The sequence below is a fragment of the Bacillota bacterium LX-D genome, assembly GCA_031628995.1.
Classification (GTDB): Bacteria; Bacillota; DUOV01; order DUOV01; family Zhaonellaceae; genus JAVLUO01.
The window spans coordinates 1-16,715 of the sequence record JAVLUO010000020.1 but is presented as its reverse complement, the minus strand read 5'-3'; the positions used below and the strand labels follow the sequence as shown (position 1 = coordinate 16,715).

At 38.6% G+C, this 16,715-nt stretch carries 14 protein-coding genes and 1 rRNA gene; all 15 read left to right on the top strand.

Going from position 1 to position 16,715, the window contains the following annotated elements; all coding sequences use genetic code 11:
* Nucleotides 1–214: 214 nt before the first annotated feature.
* Nucleotides 215–2,659: a stage II sporulation protein E gene (spoIIE, locus tag RDV78_11150; protein MDS1030986.1), complete on the top strand. Its 2,445-nt coding sequence runs from the start codon at nucleotides 215–217 to the stop codon at nucleotides 2,657–2,659.
* A gap of 141 nt (nucleotides 2,660–2,800) precedes the next feature.
* Nucleotides 2,801–4,207, top strand: coding sequence for a tRNA lysidine(34) synthetase TilS (tilS, locus tag RDV78_11145; protein MDS1030985.1), 1,407 nt, complete (start codon nucleotides 2,801–2,803; stop codon nucleotides 4,205–4,207).
* Nucleotides 4,208–4,319: 112 nt separating this feature from the next.
* On the top strand, nucleotides 4,320–6,236 hold the full coding sequence (ftsH, locus tag RDV78_11140; protein MDS1030984.1) for an ATP-dependent zinc metalloprotease FtsH: 1,917 nt from the start codon (nucleotides 4,320–4,322) through the stop codon (nucleotides 6,234–6,236).
* Nucleotides 6,237–6,249: 13 nt separating this feature from the next.
* Nucleotides 6,250–6,699, top strand: a complete 450-nt coding sequence (gene ndk / locus RDV78_11135) for a nucleoside-diphosphate kinase (GenBank protein ID MDS1030983.1) — start codon at nucleotides 6,250–6,252, stop codon at nucleotides 6,697–6,699.
* A 265-nt stretch (nucleotides 6,700–6,964) separates the two neighbouring features.
* Entirely contained in the window at nucleotides 6,965–7,939 is a 975-nt protein-coding gene (locus tag RDV78_11130) for a biotin--[acetyl-CoA-carboxylase] ligase (protein MDS1030982.1), read from the top strand.
* A gap of 14 nt (nucleotides 7,940–7,953) precedes the next feature.
* The gene (locus RDV78_11125) at nucleotides 7,954–8,466 is read left to right on the top strand and encodes an ECF transporter S component (GenBank protein MDS1030981.1); all 513 of its coding nucleotides are present in this window, start codon (nucleotides 7,954–7,956) and stop codon (nucleotides 8,464–8,466) included.
* An 11-nt stretch (nucleotides 8,467–8,477) separates the two neighbouring features.
* Nucleotides 8,478–9,245, top strand: a complete 768-nt coding sequence (locus RDV78_11120) for a type III pantothenate kinase (GenBank protein ID MDS1030980.1) — start codon at nucleotides 8,478–8,480, stop codon at nucleotides 9,243–9,245.
* Nucleotides 9,246–9,256: 11 nt separating this feature from the next.
* On the top strand, nucleotides 9,257–10,210 hold the full coding sequence (gene dusB, locus RDV78_11115) for a tRNA dihydrouridine synthase DusB (protein MDS1030979.1): 954 nt from the start codon (nucleotides 9,257–9,259) through the stop codon (nucleotides 10,208–10,210).
* A 508-nt stretch (nucleotides 10,211–10,718) separates the two neighbouring features.
* Complete coding sequence (locus RDV78_11110) at nucleotides 10,719–11,243, top strand: transcriptional regulator (protein MDS1030978.1); 525 nt, start codon at nucleotides 10,719–10,721, stop codon at nucleotides 11,241–11,243.
* A gap of 23 nt (nucleotides 11,244–11,266) precedes the next feature.
* Nucleotides 11,267–12,166 carry a quinate 5-dehydrogenase gene (locus RDV78_11105; GenBank protein ID MDS1030977.1) on the top strand — a complete coding sequence of 300 codons (900 nt, stop codon included), beginning with the start codon at nucleotides 11,267–11,269 and terminating at the stop codon, nucleotides 12,164–12,166.
* Between the two features lie 18 nt (nucleotides 12,167–12,184).
* Nucleotides 12,185–13,264, top strand: a complete 1,080-nt coding sequence (locus tag RDV78_11100) for a shikimate dehydrogenase (protein MDS1030976.1) — start codon at nucleotides 12,185–12,187, stop codon at nucleotides 13,262–13,264.
* A gap of 362 nt (nucleotides 13,265–13,626) precedes the next feature.
* A complete protein-coding gene (gene greA, locus RDV78_11095) occupies nucleotides 13,627–14,109 on the top strand; it encodes a transcription elongation factor GreA (GenBank protein ID MDS1030975.1) in 483 nt (160 codons plus the stop codon).
* A 131-nt stretch (nucleotides 14,110–14,240) separates the two neighbouring features.
* On the top strand, nucleotides 14,241–15,683 hold the full coding sequence (lysS, locus tag RDV78_11090; GenBank protein ID MDS1030974.1) for a lysine--tRNA ligase: 1,443 nt from the start codon (nucleotides 14,241–14,243) through the stop codon (nucleotides 15,681–15,683).
* A gap of 238 nt (nucleotides 15,684–15,921) precedes the next feature.
* Complete coding sequence (locus tag RDV78_11085) at nucleotides 15,922–16,080, top strand: hypothetical protein (protein ID MDS1030973.1); 159 nt, start codon at nucleotides 15,922–15,924, stop codon at nucleotides 16,078–16,080.
* A gap of 535 nt (nucleotides 16,081–16,615) precedes the next feature.
* Nucleotides 16,616–16,715: ribosomal RNA gene (locus RDV78_11080) — 16S ribosomal RNA — on the top strand; the annotation flags it as partial.

The following is a 16,715-nucleotide window of genomic DNA, read 5'->3' as shown; positions in this document are numbered from 1 at the left end:
TACATTAATTCTATTCAACCGCCGTATACCGAACGGTACGTACGGTGGTGTGAGAGGACGCTGAATTAATTAATTATTCAGCTCCTACTCGATTATGTCGAAAAGTTTCTTGAATTTATGGCTAAATGCTACAAAGATTTCATTTTCCTTGTACTATAATGGTCTGTGTAATTCTGTAAAAATTTTCCTAAATAATTAAAGAGGTGGCAGTAAAGTGCAGGGAGATTATAAATTTTACACATACCAACGAACACAGCAAGCCCAGTTTGTTGATACGTCAAACAATCCAGCTGACGAGGACTTTAAAGTAAAGAGCTGCAGCATCTTGTCAAAATCCGCTTCTTGGTTTAGCCGGCTTTCTATAGAAAGTATTTTTATTTTTGGTATTAGCTTAATATTAAGTAGAGCACAGTTAATTGGTAACATTTCGCCATTTGCACTGCCTTTTTATGGGGCAGTAGTAACCAGCTACCGAAAATATTTATGGCCTATGCTAATAGCTAATCTAATTGGTCAGTTATTTGTCCATCAAGGATTGGAACTTGCAATTAATATTACTTTATTTTGTATATTTGCATTTTGGCAGTTGCTTTTTCCCATTAATTTCACAAAAAGATGGATTATACTCCCTACGGCCGTCTTTATTTTTGCCGTTACTGTTAAAACAGCTTGGATGGCCCTTAACTCTTTTGTTCTATATAATATGATGACAATTTTTGTTGAAGCGGTAATCTGTGCAGGCTTAACTTTAGTCTATCTTTCATGTTTAAATGTCCTAAAGGCGAAAAAAATTCCCAGCGGTTTATCGCTGGAAGAGTCGGTTTGCGCAGTTATTTTTTGTTTAAGTATCACAGCTGGCGTTTTAGATTTGTTTGCCTGGAAATATTCTATAGGAAGTATTTTAAGCAGATATTTAATATTAATGGCTGCCTTAATAGGTGGGGGAGGAAGCGGTGCCGTTTTAGGTTCTGTGCTGGGTATCTTGCCTAGTTTAGTAGAAGTTCATGTGCCCACTTTAGTTGGAATTTACGCTTTTTCGGGAATGCTGGCCGGTACGATGATGCAATGGAATAAATTAGGCGTGGGAGCAGGCTTTTTGGTAGGGAACCTGTTTCTTTCAATTTATTTGCTTGAACCCGTTACTTTAGTTAATTCTTTAACTGAAACTGCCTTAGCTTTATTCATCCTTTGCATAACCCCCCAAAGACTGGTGCTGCGTTTACAATCTGTTCCCAACTGTCAAGGGGCTATACAAGAAAATGAGCACCAAAGATATGAACAGTTACTACGCATGCGCCTACTTGATGCGGGTAAATCTTTTGCTAGTTTAGCCAATACTTTTTTGGAACATACAGCAGCTGTTGAAGAGGCTGAAGAAGACAAAATCAAAGATCTATTTGGTAAAGTCAAGAAAATGGTTTGTCCCGAGTGCTCTATTTCTGCTGTGTGTTGGGAACAAGACTCTCACACCACATATAAAAGCATTTTTGAGGCTTTGAATTTTATAGAAAAAGAAGGAAATTTAACCATAGAGGATTTGCCTTTCGATTTATCTCGGCGCTGTCTCCGCTGCGGAGAGATGACTGTGGCGGTAAACTGTCTCTATGATCTTTATCAAAATGAAATTTTTTGGCGGAAAAAACTTAGAGATAACCAAGGCCTTTTGGCTGTTCAATTAGAAGCAGCTGCCAAAGTCTTAAAAAACACTGCTGAAGAGCTTCGATTTGATGGTATTTTTTATGAAGAACTAGAAATCTGTATAGCGGATGCTTTAGATAAGGCTGCTTTTAACATTCAGGACGTTCAAGTTTGGAAAGATGCTGAAACAGAGAGATTGGAAATTAATTTAAACTTATCAGCTTGCACCGGCGGTAGGCCCTGTGAAAATAGAATTGCACCTATGTTATCAGAATTGCTGGGACAATCCCTAAAGCTGGAGTGTCCTAATTGTGGTAACTTAGAAGGTAATTTACATTGTCGTCTGCGTTTAATCCCTTGCCCGACCTTGCAAATTACAACGGGATTAGCTCAAACTGCACCAAAGGATCAACAGGTTTGCGGCGATAGCTGTACATATTTTGATTTACCAGATGGCAAATATGCACTGGCCTTAAGCGATGGAATGGGGGTAGGTTTTAAAGCAGCCAAGGAAAGCCAAACTGCACTTGTTCTTTTGGAAAAACTGCTGCAGGCAGGTTTTGACCAATACTTAGCTATTAAGATGTTAAATTCCTTACTTATACTACAGATGGAAGAAGAAACTTTTGCTACGGTAGATTTAGCGGTAGTTGACAGATATAGTGGAGAAACCAAATTCTTAAAAATGGGTTCGGCTCCTTCGTTTATTATTCGTAATGGAGAAGCTTTAATTGTGAAAAACAATACGTTACCAGCAGGAATTATAGACGATATTCCCTTGGAACCTGTAAATGAAGGGTTGCAGGCCGGCGACATTCTGGTCATGATTACCGATGGTATATTGGAGTTAAATAAAACAGTTTTAAACCAGGAGGAATGGTTAAAAGCCATATTGCTAAACGGTTTAATGGGGACACCGGAACAAATGGCGGATCAAATTTTAAATCAAGTCAAGGCAAATGTGCGAGGCAATCTGAAAGATGATTTAAGCGTATTAGTAGCGAAGATTGACTTGGTCTAATTTAATGTATATTTTCTTAAGTATTAGTTAATTATGAGAATGGGTTTAATTTTTAGCAGGAGAAAGTTGTTTAATGACGAAGTTTAAAACAACTATACTATAGTAAGATAGTTTTGCTTTAAAAGAGGTTCGTAAAAGAGGATGCTGAATAAAATAAGGGCTTTTATTAGTGAACACCACCTATTGGAACAAAACGATAAAATTGTTGTAGGCGTTTCCGGAGGACCTGATTCCGTTGTGCTTTTGCATAGCCTTGCCGCCTTAAAAGATGAATATAATCTGACTTTATATGCAGCCCATTTTAATCATCTGATTCGAGGCCAGGATGCTGAAAAAGATGCTTTATTTGTTGAACAATTTGCGAGGACACTGGGTATAAGCTGTACTGTTGGATATGGAGATGTGCCTAAATATACCAAAGAACAAGGTTTAACGTTAGAAGAGGGGGCCAGGAAACTACGCTACGCTTTTTTTTATAACTTAGTTAATAAATTTAGAGCCGATAAAATCGCAGTTGGACATCACGGAGATGACCAAGCGGAAACCGTTTTGCTGCATTTATTAAGAGGAAGCGGGACCAGGGGACTAGCGGGAATGAGCCCTAAAAGAAATATGCTTATCCGTCCTTTACTTTGTTTATTTAGGAGTGACATAGAATTATATTGTCAGCAATATAATTTAGAAAGCAGAACAGATTTTACTAATTTTACTACCGAGCATACTAGAAATAAAATTAGGTTGGAACTTCTTCCTACACTAAAAACTTATAATCCAAATATAGCTCAAGGTCTAAATAATTTGGCCAATATTCTTCGGGTAGAAGATGATTATTTAGAAAAGGTTTCCGTCAATGCTTTTAGAAGCTTAGCAGAAGTTTTTGAAACAAAGATAGTGCTGGATTATTCCAAGTATTTGTCATTGCACCAAGGACTCCGGCGCAGAATATTAAGGTATGCTTACCAATTGTTAGCTGGCCGGGAAGAAAGCTTAAATTATAGATATGTCCAGCGAATAGAGTTGTTTTTAGAAGAAACAAGGACTAATAAAAAAATGAGTTTACCTAGAGGGGTAGTACTGAAATTAACAGATACTGCTATAATAATTAGTAAGGTAATTAAGCCTAGGACATTAGCATTTGCAAGCTCCCTGTTCGTGCCCGGCCGGACACAGCTAGGCGACAAATGGATAATAATAGCCAAGGAACTAAAATGGGAGACCTTAGGAAATCAACACTTGACTGCTTCATTAAATGAAGCTTATTTAGATTTGGATGCTGTTCAGTTGCCTTTAACAGTACGAACCCGAAAGTCTGGAGATGTATTTAAACCTTTAGGTTTAAAAGGAACAAAGAAGTTAAAGAATTTTTTTGCTGATTTAAAAGTTGAGCCGGAAAGAAGAGGACTTATTCCAATAGTTACAGATGCAGCAGGGCAAATTCTTTGGGTTGGGGGGTACAGGATTGACGAAAGATATAAAATAAGGCCCACCACCCGTAAAGTATTGTATTTAAAGTTACATGAAATAACAAAAATTAATGGCAGAATTTGAAAACAAAAAACAGTTATGCTAGAATGGATTTATTATAGTTTATATTGGATTATTATTAGCACTTAAAATTTTGTGTTTATAGGTTACCTTTTACACGAGAGGAGAATCATGATTGAAACGTATTTTAAAAAACCTAGCGATTTATTTGCTGTTAATCTTAATAGTAGTTTCGTTAGTTAAATTAACAACTCCTCCACAAAAAGATATAAAGCAAATGATTTTTTCAGAGTTTTATCAGCATTTCCAACAAGGTGAAGTTAAAAAAGTAAAAATAGTAACTGACAATGATACATATAAAATCACCGGCGAATTAAAAAATGGGACTCGGTTTACCACTGAAGCTGCCCGGGACGACAGATTGCCTGTGCTTCTGGCGGAAAAAGGAGTGGAAACTGATACGAAAGGTGCCGCTGGCCCTCCATGGTGGATCAGTTTGTTTGGTACTTTGCTGCCTATTTTGCTTTTGGTAGGTTTGTTCATATTTATGATGCAGCAAACCCAAGGTGGTGGAAGCAGAGTGATGCAATTCGGCAAGAGCAGGGCGAAATTGCATACTGATGAGAAGAAAAGAGTAACTTTTCAAGATGTGGCTGGTGCCGATGAAGTTAAAGAAGAATTAGAAGAAGTAGTTGAGTTCTTAAAAAACCCTAAAAAATTCAATGAATTAGGTGCAAAAATACCTAAAGGTGTATTGCTTTTCGGCCCTCCTGGCACAGGTAAAACCTTATTGGCTAGAGCAGTTGCCGGTGAGGCAGGGGTTCCTTTTTTCAGCATAAGTGGATCTGATTTTGTGGAAATGTTTGTTGGTGTAGGTGCGTCTCGGGTAAGAGATTTATTCGACCAAGCCAAGAAAAATTCCCCCTGTATTGTGTTTATTGATGAAATTGATGCAGTTGGTCGTCAAAGAGGAGCAGGATTAGGAGGGGGTCATGATGAAAGAGAGCAAACTCTTAATCAGCTCTTAGTAGAAATGGATGGATTTAGTGCTAATGAAGGCATTATTATTATTGCCGCTACGAATAGACCCGATATTTTAGACCCAGCATTGCTTCGCCCAGGACGTTTTGATCGTCAAATTGTTGTGGATGTTCCCGATGTAGCAGGAAGAAGCGCCATCTTGAGAGTACACAGCAAGAACAAACCTCTTGCTGAAACCGTAGATTTAAATGTTCTGGCCCGGCGGACACCTGGTTTTACCGGAGCGGATTTGGCGAATTTACTTAATGAAGCAGCTCTTTTGGCTGCCAGAAGGGGTAAAAAGAAAATAGGCATGGATGAATTGGAGGACTCAGTAGAGAGGGTTATTGCAGGGCCTGAAAAGAAATCAAGGGTGATTAGCGATTATGAAAAGAAACTAGTTGCTTATCACGAAGGTGGCCATGCTTTAGTAGGACATTACCTGCCGCATACTGATCCTGTACATAAAGTGTCTATTATACCGCGGGGACGTGCAGGCGGTTATACATTGCTTCTACCTAAGGAAGACCGCAGTTTTATGACTAAGTCCCAACTGTTAGATCAAGTAGCTATGCTTTTGGGAGGAAGGGTAGCGGAAGATTTAGTATTAAAGGAAATAAGTACTGGTGCTCAGAACGATTTGGAGAGAGCAACTGATTTGGTCAGAAAACTAATTACTGAGTATGGCATGTCAGAAGAACTAGGACCTTTAACTTTTGGACGAAAACAAGAGCAGATTTTCTTAGGAAGAGATATTGCTAGAGATCGTAACTATAGTGAGGCAATCGCTTTTTCCATTGATAAAGAAGCACGTCGGATTATGGACGAAAGTTACAGCCAAGCTAAACAAATCTTAAAAGATCATATAGATAAGCTGCACTTAGTTGCCAAAACATTAATTGAAAAAGAAACTATTGAGGCAAAAGAGTTTTTGGCCTTAATGGGTAAGGATGAAAATGGCGATACAGAAGAAAAAAATGAAGGATCAAACACGAATCAAATTATTGAAATCAGGCAGAACCCCGTGCGGCCTAAGTTAAGCTTCCGTTTAGGTAATTGGGATTACAGTTAAGGAGGAATTTTACTTGGAAAGAACTTACGTTATGGTTAAGCCTGACGGGGTACAACGTAATCTTGTGGGAAAAATAATCAGAAGAATTGATAGTAAAGGCTATAAATTAATTGGGCTGAAGTTGCTGCAAATTTCACAGGAAATTGCTGCAGAACACTATCGGGAGCATCAAGGTAAGAGTTTTTATAGTAGTCTAGTTGATTTTATTACATCAGGCCCCGTTGTTGCCATGGTTTGGGAAGGCAAAGGAGTAGTTAAAGCAATGCGGACGCTAATGGGTGCTACTAATCCTTTAGAAGCAGCGCCTGGCACTATTCGAGGAGATTTTGGAATTGATATAGGAAGAAATGTTATCCACGGAGCAGATTCAGTAGAAAATGCAGAACGTGAAATAGCCTTATATTTTAGGCCTGAAGAATTGGTTTCTTATCCTAAAGCCTTAGAACAATGGATTTACGAGTAGCAAAAAATAACTTGGCAAAAGCCAAGTTATTTTTTGCTTGTTTTCTGCTTAGATAAATGATATCCTAAGATATGGATGGCATACCAATGGTAGCTGTACCAACTAGAAAAGTTATTGATAGTACCGCTTAGATCTTTATAGACTGAGACGGCAAAGATAGGGAAAGTTAACGCCTTCCGGACATTTGTCGGGGAGGCATTTTTGTTTAAAGATTTACATAATTTTAAATACTATCTTTAAGGACGAAGGGAGGAAAAATGCTGAATTGCGAGAGAAGATAATCGATTTATTAAAAAAACATCCAGGCCAATATGTATCTGGAGAGGAAATAAGTAAGCTGCTAGCGGTAAGTAGAACAGCCGTCTGGAAACATATTAAGGTTTTGCAAGAAGAAGGCTATGAAATCTCCGCACTTTCGAAAAACGGTTATCGATTAGAGAGAATTCCCGATAAAATGCTGGCTGAAGAGATTAAAAATGGGTTGGAAACAAAATGGTTAGGTCAGGAAATAAGATATTTTTCTGAAGTCGGCTCTACGAATAATATAGCCAAAATGCTGGGGGACGAAAATGCAAAGGAGGGGCTCTTAGTTATTGCAGAACAACAGAATGCTGGACGAGGGCGCCTGGGCAGGAATTGGGTTTCCCCAGCAGGAAAAGGACTCTGGTTCTCTTTGCTACTACGTCCCAAGATTAGCCTTTTAGAAGCCTCCCAGCTTACAATTATGACGGTAACGGCTATAGCTCAGGTACTGCGCAATGATTTTAATTTACCTGTTGGGATAAAATGGCCAAATGATTTGCTGTGGAATGGCAAAAAAGTTGCTGGAATTCTAACAGAAGTGAAAGCAGAGGCAGATATTGTTAACTATGTAGTCCTCGGCATAGGGATTAATGTTGATATGGACCATAATAGTTTACCAAAAGAAATTCATCAAACAGCTTCCGCCCTCAGTCAAATTAAAGGACAGCCATTGCCCAGGATTTTCTTATTGCAAAAAATTCTAAAGGGTATTGAAGTAATGTATGAAAAATACTTAGATGAAGGTTTTGAATTTTGCTTAAAGCTGTGGAAAGAATATAATGTTACCCTTGGCCAAGAAATTACTATCACAACCTGGCAAAAGAAAATTAAGTGTTTTGCCATGGATCTAGATAGGATGGGTGGGTTAATTGTTCTATTACCAGACGGTTCCCGACAAACATTTCATAGTGGCGATGTAACCTTAAAAAATTCATAAAAGAGGTGTTAAGTATGCGTCTTGCAACCAGGAAAGTTGCCATTTCTGGTTTATTAGGGGCAATAACAGTTGTACTTGGTGCAACTCCTTTAGGCTTTATCCCAGTACCGACCCCTGCTGGGCATGCTACCATTATGCACATACCTGTTATTATTGGTGGTATTTTAGAAGGCCCTATCGTAGGTCTTCTTGCTGGCTTAATTTTTGGAATGTACAGCCTGATGATGGCAACAGCTTTCTTTTCTGATCCAATCGTTGCTATTTTGCCTAGGTTGTTGATTGGTATTATTGCTTATTTAGTATATCGGCCTTTTAAAAATAATCCTGTACTTGGGGGGGCTTTGGCTGCTGCAGCTGGAACGGCAACAAATACTATAGGGGTTTTAAGTCTAGCTGTCTTAAGGGGCTACCTACCGTCCTGGAAGGTTGCATCTGTAGTCGTTATAACTCATGGGCTGCCGGAAATGGTTTTAGCTATCTTAATAGTTTCTTTTGTCATTAAAGCTTTAGCAAAATACATAAAGTGATGGTGAATGAAATGCTCTTACTATGTGATATTGGCAATACAAATATCGTTTTAGGTATTTATAAGGATAATAAAATAGTTTCTCATTGGAGAATATCTACAGACCGTTTAAAAACTTCAGATGAATACGGGATACTCTTGCAGCAATTATTTTTAGCCAATGGTTTTAATTTTAAAGAAATTAAGGCTGCGGTCCTGGCATCTGTTGTTCCTCCTTTAAACAATGTATTGGAAAATACTTTTAAAAAGTACTTAGGTATAGTTCCTTTGCTGATAGGGCCTGGTGTAAAGACTGGCATACCCATTATTTTTGATAATCCAAAAGAGGTAGGGGCTGATAGGATCGTCAATGCTGTAGCTGCTTACGCTAAATATGGAGGACCATGTATTGTTGTGGATTTTGGTACAGCAACAACCTACGACGCTATTTCCGCTAAAGGAGAATATTTAGGTGGAGCTATTGCACCTGGGATTGGCATTTCGGCAGAAGCATTATTTCAGCATGCAGCTAAACTGCCTAAAATAGAATTAATCAAGCCTAAAAATGTCATTGGCAAAAGCACTATAGTCTGCATGCAATCCGGGATTATTTATGGCTACTTAGGTCAAATTGAGGGCATAGTAAAAAAGATGAAAAAAGAACTGGGTGGACAGGCATTTGTGGTAGCAACTGGGGGATTAGCTTCATTGTTTTCCGAAGAGACAAAATATATTGATCATGTAGACCAGCTTTTGACCCTGGATGGTCTTATTATTATTTACCAACGTAATCAACAATGAGGTGCTAGAAGTTGCAAATCGGTGCACTAAAGGTACAACCAAATGTTATTTCCGCTCCTATAGCTGGGGTAAGTGATAAAGCATTTCGCTTGTTAGCTAAAGAGCATGGCTGTCATTTAGTCTTTACAGAAATGATTAGTGATAAAGCACTCCTTTTCAATAATCCTAAAACTTATCAACTGTTAGATTTGGAAGGTGAAAAATACCCCATAGCAGTTCAAATCTTTGGCTCAGAACCGGAAATTATGGCTAAGGCTGCCCAAATTGTTGCCAGGAGCGGTGCTGCTATAATAGATATTAACATGGGTTGCCCAACCCCTAAAATTGTGAGGAATGGAGAAGGGGCAGCATTAATGCGCAAGCCGGAACTTGCTTTCCAAATTGTTGAGAGTGTAGTAAAAAGTGTAGATATTCCTGTTACCGTAAAAATACGTAAAGGTTGGAACGATCAAGAACAAAATGCAGTAGTATTTGCTCAGGGTTTAGAGGCTGCCGGGGCTCAGTGCATTACCATCCATGGCCGGACAAGGGACCAGCTTTATTCAGGCAAGGCTGATTGGGACATTATTAGTCAGGTAGTCCAGGCAGTTAAGATACCTGTTATCGGAAATGGGGATATTTTTGAACCTCTAGATGCGCAAGAAATGATGAAAAAAACAAATTGTGCAGGAGTAATGATTGCTAGAGGAAGCTTTGGTAATCCTTGGCTCTTTAGCCGTACAATTGCCTTTCTAGATGGTAAATTGCTGCCGGAACCATCCTGGGAAGAAAGAATTACTACGGCTATACGCCATTTAGAACTAGTCGTTGCTTTTAAAGGAGAAGCAATTGGAGTTAAGGAAATGCGTAAACATATAGCCTGGTATGTTAAGGGTGGCCCCAATGCTGCAAGAATAAGGGAAAAGATTAACCGGTTAGATGAATTTAGTAGTGTAAAAAAATTTTTGCAAAATATTTTAGAATAATAAAGCACTTTGAGCTATTTTTGCTCCAAAGTGTTTTTTTGTGGTGCGCCCGGCATGAGCCCTTGCTTGTCGGTGAAAGTCCCATACGGGGGTTGATAGTGCCAACTGTTAGCCTAAGACAAGGGTGTCCATCGTGAGGTGGAATCTGAAGGAAGCCGGCGGTAAAGCTCTGGTCTGAGGAACACGAACTACATAGAAGGCATATGCTCGTGGGTGAGTTTGCCACACAAACGAAGCCCAAAACTATCCGAAGTGAGCGGTGTAAATATAGCAGATAGATGGAGCGAAAGTAAGCGCTCTCACCTGGGGGGTCTGACAAATAAGCTGTGGATGTATACTCAGAAGAGAGGACGCTGAATAAAATAATTATTCAGCTCCTACTCGATTTAACTTGTCGAGTTATGACTAATAAAAATCAGTTGCCCTACTTGTCCATAACTTGCTTGCATTTAAATATTTTGCTAAAATTTAGATGTGCACACAGTGTGCACAGGGAGCGGATCGAAAAATGGATATTGTACGCATTGGGGATAAATTAATTGATCGAGAAAAAATTATTGATACAGTTAACGCAGTTTTAAATTTGCGTTTGCAAGGTTTTTCTCAGCAGGAAATAGCTAACCGTTTAAATATCGATAGAACTCTTATCTCTCGATTAGAAAGCATCGGTGAAGTCAGAAGAGGCGGGAGAGTAGCTTTAGTCGGTTTTCCCGTAGGAAATGTTAAGGAAATAGAAGAGCTTCTCAAAGAAGAGGGCGTAGAGTTTTATTTATTAATGACGGAAAAAGAACGATTAAAGTTTATAAGTGAAAAAAGTGGGCAACAAATAGTAAATGATACTATGGATATAATTGCAAAAGTCAAAAATTATGACATAATTTTTGTTATTGGTTCAAATTACCGTATTAAGCTTTGTCAAGCGCTATTTGATAAGGAAATTATTGGCATAGAAATTGGTAAGTCACCTATTAAACGGGATGTCTATGTTGATCCGGAAGAACTCCGCGAGATGATTAGATTAGTGCGGCAATAATTCTCCAACTAAGGAGGTCACAAATGAAAAGGGTTATCAGTATCAGTCTAGGTTCTTCAAAAAGGGATCACCAAGTTGAGCTGGAAGTTTTGGGTGAAAACTTTTTAATTGAAAGAAGAGGGACCGATGGCGATATGGCAAAAGCCGTGGATATGATCAAAGAGCTAGATGGAAAAGTAGCAGCCTTCGGCCTGGGGGGGACGGATCTCTACTTATATGCTGGCAATAAAAGATATATTATCAGGGAGGCTGCGAAAATTGCCAGGGCGGCTAAAAAAACACCTATTGTAGATGGCAGTGGTTTAAAAAACACATTGGAAAGAAAAGTTATTACATATTTACAGCAGCAATTGGGAATGGTATTTGAAAATACTAAAGTTTTAATGGTCTGTGGAGTAGATAGATTTGGGATGGCGGAGGCTTTAAGCAAGTATGGTGCTAAATTGACTTGTGGGGATTTAATATTTGCTATTGGCCTGCCTGTTCCTATAAGATCTTTAAAAAATCTTCAGCGGGTGGCTAGAATCATAGCTCCAATAGCTTGTCAGCTTCCTTTTAAATACCTCTACCCAACAGGAAATAAACAGGAAAGTTTTAAACCCCGACATAGTAAATATTACTTAGAGGCTGATGTCATAGCTGGGGATTTTCATTTTATCAAAAGATATATGCCGGAAAGGCTTGATGGTAAGGTAATCATAACTAATACTGTAACAAATAACGATGTTTCTTTATTAAAAGATAGAGGTGTAAAACAACTTATTACAACTACACCAGAGCTTAAAGGAAGGTCTTTTGGAACAAATGTAATGGAGGCATTGCTCGTTGCTTTAGCTAAAAAAAATCCAGAAGAAATGACTCCGGCCGAGTATGAAAGTTTGTTGGATCAGATGGAATTTAAGCCAAGAGTGCAGATGTTATAAAATGTGGGAGGCCTAGGTATGAATAAGTTTTCTTTTATGATACATCCTCTAGATGTCCATGACTTTGCAAGAAAGTTTCCGATAGCGGAAAAAATTCCAGACAGGCTTTTAGAAAATTTATTTAAGTTTTCTCCTCCTGTAAAAACCTCCCATATCTCTGGAATTAAATCAAAATATGCCGAGGCAGAAGGGTATTTTGTAGCTTGCCCCTTAACTACCCGTCAAATGCTAAAACTGCCGGAAAAATATGTATTGCAAAAAATTATTTCCGCAGGTAGGATGGCTGAAAAGCTTGGTGCGCAAATTTTAGGACTTGGGGCTATGACATCTGTTGTGGGGGATGCAGGGATTACTGTAGCTAAAAATTTGCATATACCTGTAACTACAGGGAATAGTTATACTGTGTTTACAGCTTTAGAGGGTACGAGAAAAGCTGCTGAAATTATGGGTATAGATTTAGCTAATGCAGAAATATTAATAGTTGGTGCTACTGGAGCAATTGGGGCAATTTGTGCTCGGATTATGGCTAAAGAAGCTAGATACATTACTTTAGCTGCCAGGAACAAGCAGAGATTAGAAAACCTAGCTCGGCAAATTTTGGTAGAATCAGGGCTAGCCGTGGGAATTACAACTAATATTCAACAGGCCTTATGTAAAGCTGATATTGTCATTACAGTAACTTCATCTGCTGAAACTGTAATCGAGCCGGGATATTTAAAAAGCGGAGCAGTTGTGTGTGATGTTGCCAGGCCTAGAGATGTATCTAAAAGGGTTGCTGAAAAAAGAGATGATGTCTTAGTCATAGAAGGTGGTATGGTGGAAGTTCCAGGAGATGTTTGTTTTAACTTTAATTTTGGTTATCCCCCTAAATTAGCGTTGGCTTGTATGGCTGAAACTATGGTTTTAGCTTTAGAAGGCAAATTCGAAAGCTATACTTTAGGCAGGAACCTAACCGTTGAACAAGTCGAGGAAATTGGCCGCTTGGCTAAAAAACATGGCTTTAAATTGGCTGGTTTTAGAAGTTTTGAAAGACCAGTTGATGTAAGTCAAATTGAAAAGATTCGGGAAAGAGCTTTGGCTAAGAAGATAGCACTGTAAGTATTTGGATTAAAGGACTTGACAAAATTTGTTAACGTCTTTATAATAGCTTTTAAAGATAAATTCGGTTTGTTAAAAGTAGAGTAGTCCCTTTCCAAAATGGGTACACTCTACTTTAAATATTGTTTGTTTAGTATAATATTTATTAGTATGATAGTTATTAGGTAGTTATAAATAATGATAATTATTTAATAACTGTCCAATCTAAATTGATGTGCTTTCAAACAAGCACTGCTTAGCTTTTAGGGTTAACCTTAAAAGTTGACAGTGCTTGTTATAGTACTAGTGGTGATTTTTAACACATTTTTAAACTTATATATAATATATATAATTATATTAAGCTGATAAGGAGCGGTAAAATAATGCCTGAAAAGGAAGTAATCTTAACTGTTGAGGGTTTAAAAAAATTAGAAGAGGAACTGGAAAACCTTAAATCTGTTAAAAGACGTGAGGTAGCTGAGAGAATTAGACAGGCCATTGATTTTGGGGACATTAGTGAAAACTCCGAGTACGAGGATGCCAAAAATGAGCAGGCTTTCATCGAAGGCAAGATTCTAACTCTAGAAAAAAAGCTACGCAATGCAAGAGTTATTGACGATAATGAAGTTGCAACGGATGTTGTATCATTGGGTTCCAAGGTATTAATTAAAGATTTAGAGTATGGCGATGAATTAGAGTATGTAATTGTTGGCTCTATGGAGGCTGATCCGGCAAACTTTAAAATTTCTAACGAATCTCCGGTAGGTAAAGCAATTCTAGGGCAAAAAATTGGCACAACAGTTGAGGTAAATGTTCCCGCAGGGGTTTTAAAATACAAAATTTTAGATATAAAAAAAGGCAATTAAAACTTCTTTAAATTTAGGGATATGCTCTTCTAGATTAAATAATTTATAATTTTATTAGTAAGGGTTTTTTAAATTGGAGGAATAGTAGAGTGGATGCTGAATTAAACGAATTAAACGAATTAAATGAACTTATGCGAGTACGTCGTCAAAAAATGGAGGAACTTAGAGAACAAGATATTGATCCTTTTGGAGAACGATTTGAGCGAACCCATATGGCGGATGAAATTATTACAAACTTTGAACAACTGGAGAATCAAAATGTTTCTATCGCCGGAAGGATAATGGCAAAAAGGGGTCATGGTAAGGCTAGCTTTGCCCATATTCAGGATTTATCTGGTCGTATTCAAATTTACGTCCGCCTTGACAATGTTGGCGAGAGTAATTATGAATTATTCACGAAACTTGACATTGGAGATATTATTGGTGTTAAGGGTACTGTGTTTAGAACCAAAATGGGGGAAATATCAGTTTCGGCGCAAGAAGTTACTTTGTTGACTAAGTCCCTACGTCCACTGCCTGAAAAGTGGCATGGTTTAAAAGATGTGGAAACTCGTTACCGTCAGCGCTACGTTGATTTGATCGTTAACCCAGAGGTAAAAAAAGATTTTGTTTTACGCAGTAAAATTATCAGGTCAATGCGGAATTATTTAGATAGCAGGGGCTTTCTAGAAGTGGAAACGCCGGTATTACACACAATTGCCGGCGGTGCAGCTGCTAGGCCATTTATTACCCACCACAATGCTCTGGATATTGACCTTTATATGCGGATTGCATTGGAATTACATCTCAAACGGCTGCTGGTCGGGGGCTTGGAGCGGGTCTATGAAATTGGCAGGGTGTTCCGCAACGAGGGTATTTCAACCCGGCATAATCCGGAATTTACCATGATGGAGTTATATCAGGCTTATGCGGATTATGAAGATATGATGGCACTTACGGAGGAACTGGTAGCGCATGTGGCCCAGGAGGCATTAGGGACTACCGAAATTACGTACCAGGGTGAAGTGCTGGACTTAACTCCCCCGTGGCCCAGAATTACTATGCTGGATGCAATTAAAAAGTACACTGACGTAGACTTTACCACTGTGCAAACCGATGCCGAAGCTGTGGCAATCGGGGAAAAATTTAATATAGACGTGAAAAACAATCGAACTAAAGGTAAAATTATCAATGAAATGTTCGAAACATATGTTGAGCCTCATTTGCAGCAGCCTCATTTTATTATTGATTATCCTTTGGAAATCTCACCATTAGCCAAGCCCAAAAAGGATAATCCTGAATTTACCTACAGGTTCGAGGCATTTATTGCCTGCCGTGAATTGGCTAATGCTTTTTCCGAGCTCAACGACCCAATTGATCAAAAAGAGCGGTTTGTAGCCCAGGTTAAACAAAAGGCTGCCGGCGACGAGGAAGCCCATCCTATGGATGAAGATTTTATCAGGGCTTTAGAGTATGGTATGCCGCCGGCAGGCGGACTTGGGATAGGAGTTGACCGTCTGATCATGCTGCTTAGCGATGCGGCTTCTATTAGGGATGTGCTTTTATTCCCGACAATGAAGCCAAGAGAAGAATAAAAAATTAATGGCACCTGCTGGTCAGGTGCTTTAGTTTTTATTTTGGAGAGTACCGCATAAAATTGCTGCTAAATATATAGTTTAGTAATTTGGTTAATTTAGACTTTGTTAAAAATCAAAATCATCAGACAAAATACGGAAAAATTAGCAAAAAAAAAGAACCAGCTTCGCTTGCATATCATAAGATGTATTAGACCACTGGTGGTTAACTAAATCAATGTGAAAGGAGTAAATGACATTGGAACATGAAAAGTTAAAGGAAAAGGAAAAGGAGTGTAACTGCTGCATTAAAATTGAAGATAGTATTGTAATAATAATTTGCGGCGATATCGAAAACGACAAGATAAAAAACTGCCTTGATACAATTGTGGGTGAAAAAGGCAATAAGAAATTCTGATATGCGCAAGTGTAAGCCGCTGCTGGAGGATAAATGAGTACTAACTGGTAGTGCCGCGAAAGGGAGCGAGCCATAAGTAAAACTTAGGGGTCGCTCCCTTTCATATATGGAAAAGTAAAATATTTTTAGTAAAAAAGCGTTCCTTTTAACCGCAAGCTTAGGCGGGAGCATAACTCAACAATATTAGGTTTTACTATAATTCGGACATTAAATATTGCAATTTAGAGCAACTTATAGACATCGTGAAAAAAAGCAGTTGACAAAAAGGGCGCGACATGGTAAGATAAGATTTGTCGCGCGGGGGTAAAAGCCCGAGCGGAGCTGGTCTTTGAGAACTGAACAGTGGTAAAGGAACATGCCCGATTCTAAGAAACAGTTGTTAGTTTTTAGTATTTAGTTGATAGGACAAAAACTAACAGCAAAAAAAGCAATCGGAAAACTCGTCAGTAGAAACAACGAGGAGCCGATCAAACACAAGGAAGTTAAGCTAGGAGGCTGTGTAACTAACAGCCGACAACTAGCAGCCATAAAGCATTTAATGGAGAGTTTGATCCTGGCTCAGGACGAACGCTGGCGGCGTGCCTAACACATGCAAGTCGAACGGACCGAAGGAAATAGTTTACTATTTACTTCGG

Coding starts and splice junctions, on each gene's coding strand:
- tilS (MDS1030985.1), top strand. CDS start 2,801: ATGCTGAATAAAATAAGGGCTTTTATTAGTGAACACCACCTATTGGAA.
- RDV78_11125 (MDS1030981.1), top strand. CDS start 7,954: ATGCGTCTTGCAACCAGGAAAGTTGCCATTTCTGGTTTATTAGGGGCA.
- RDV78_11120 (MDS1030980.1), top strand. CDS start 8,478: ATGCTCTTACTATGTGATATTGGCAATACAAATATCGTTTTAGGTATT.
- RDV78_11110 (MDS1030978.1), top strand. CDS start 10,719: ATGGATATTGTACGCATTGGGGATAAATTAATTGATCGAGAAAAAATT.
- RDV78_11105 (MDS1030977.1), top strand. CDS start 11,267: ATGAAAAGGGTTATCAGTATCAGTCTAGGTTCTTCAAAAAGGGATCAC.
- RDV78_11100 (MDS1030976.1), top strand. CDS start 12,185: ATGAATAAGTTTTCTTTTATGATACATCCTCTAGATGTCCATGACTTT.
- greA (MDS1030975.1), top strand. CDS start 13,627: ATGCCTGAAAAGGAAGTAATCTTAACTGTTGAGGGTTTAAAAAAATTA.
- lysS (MDS1030974.1), top strand. CDS start 14,241: ATGCGAGTACGTCGTCAAAAAATGGAGGAACTTAGAGAACAAGATATT.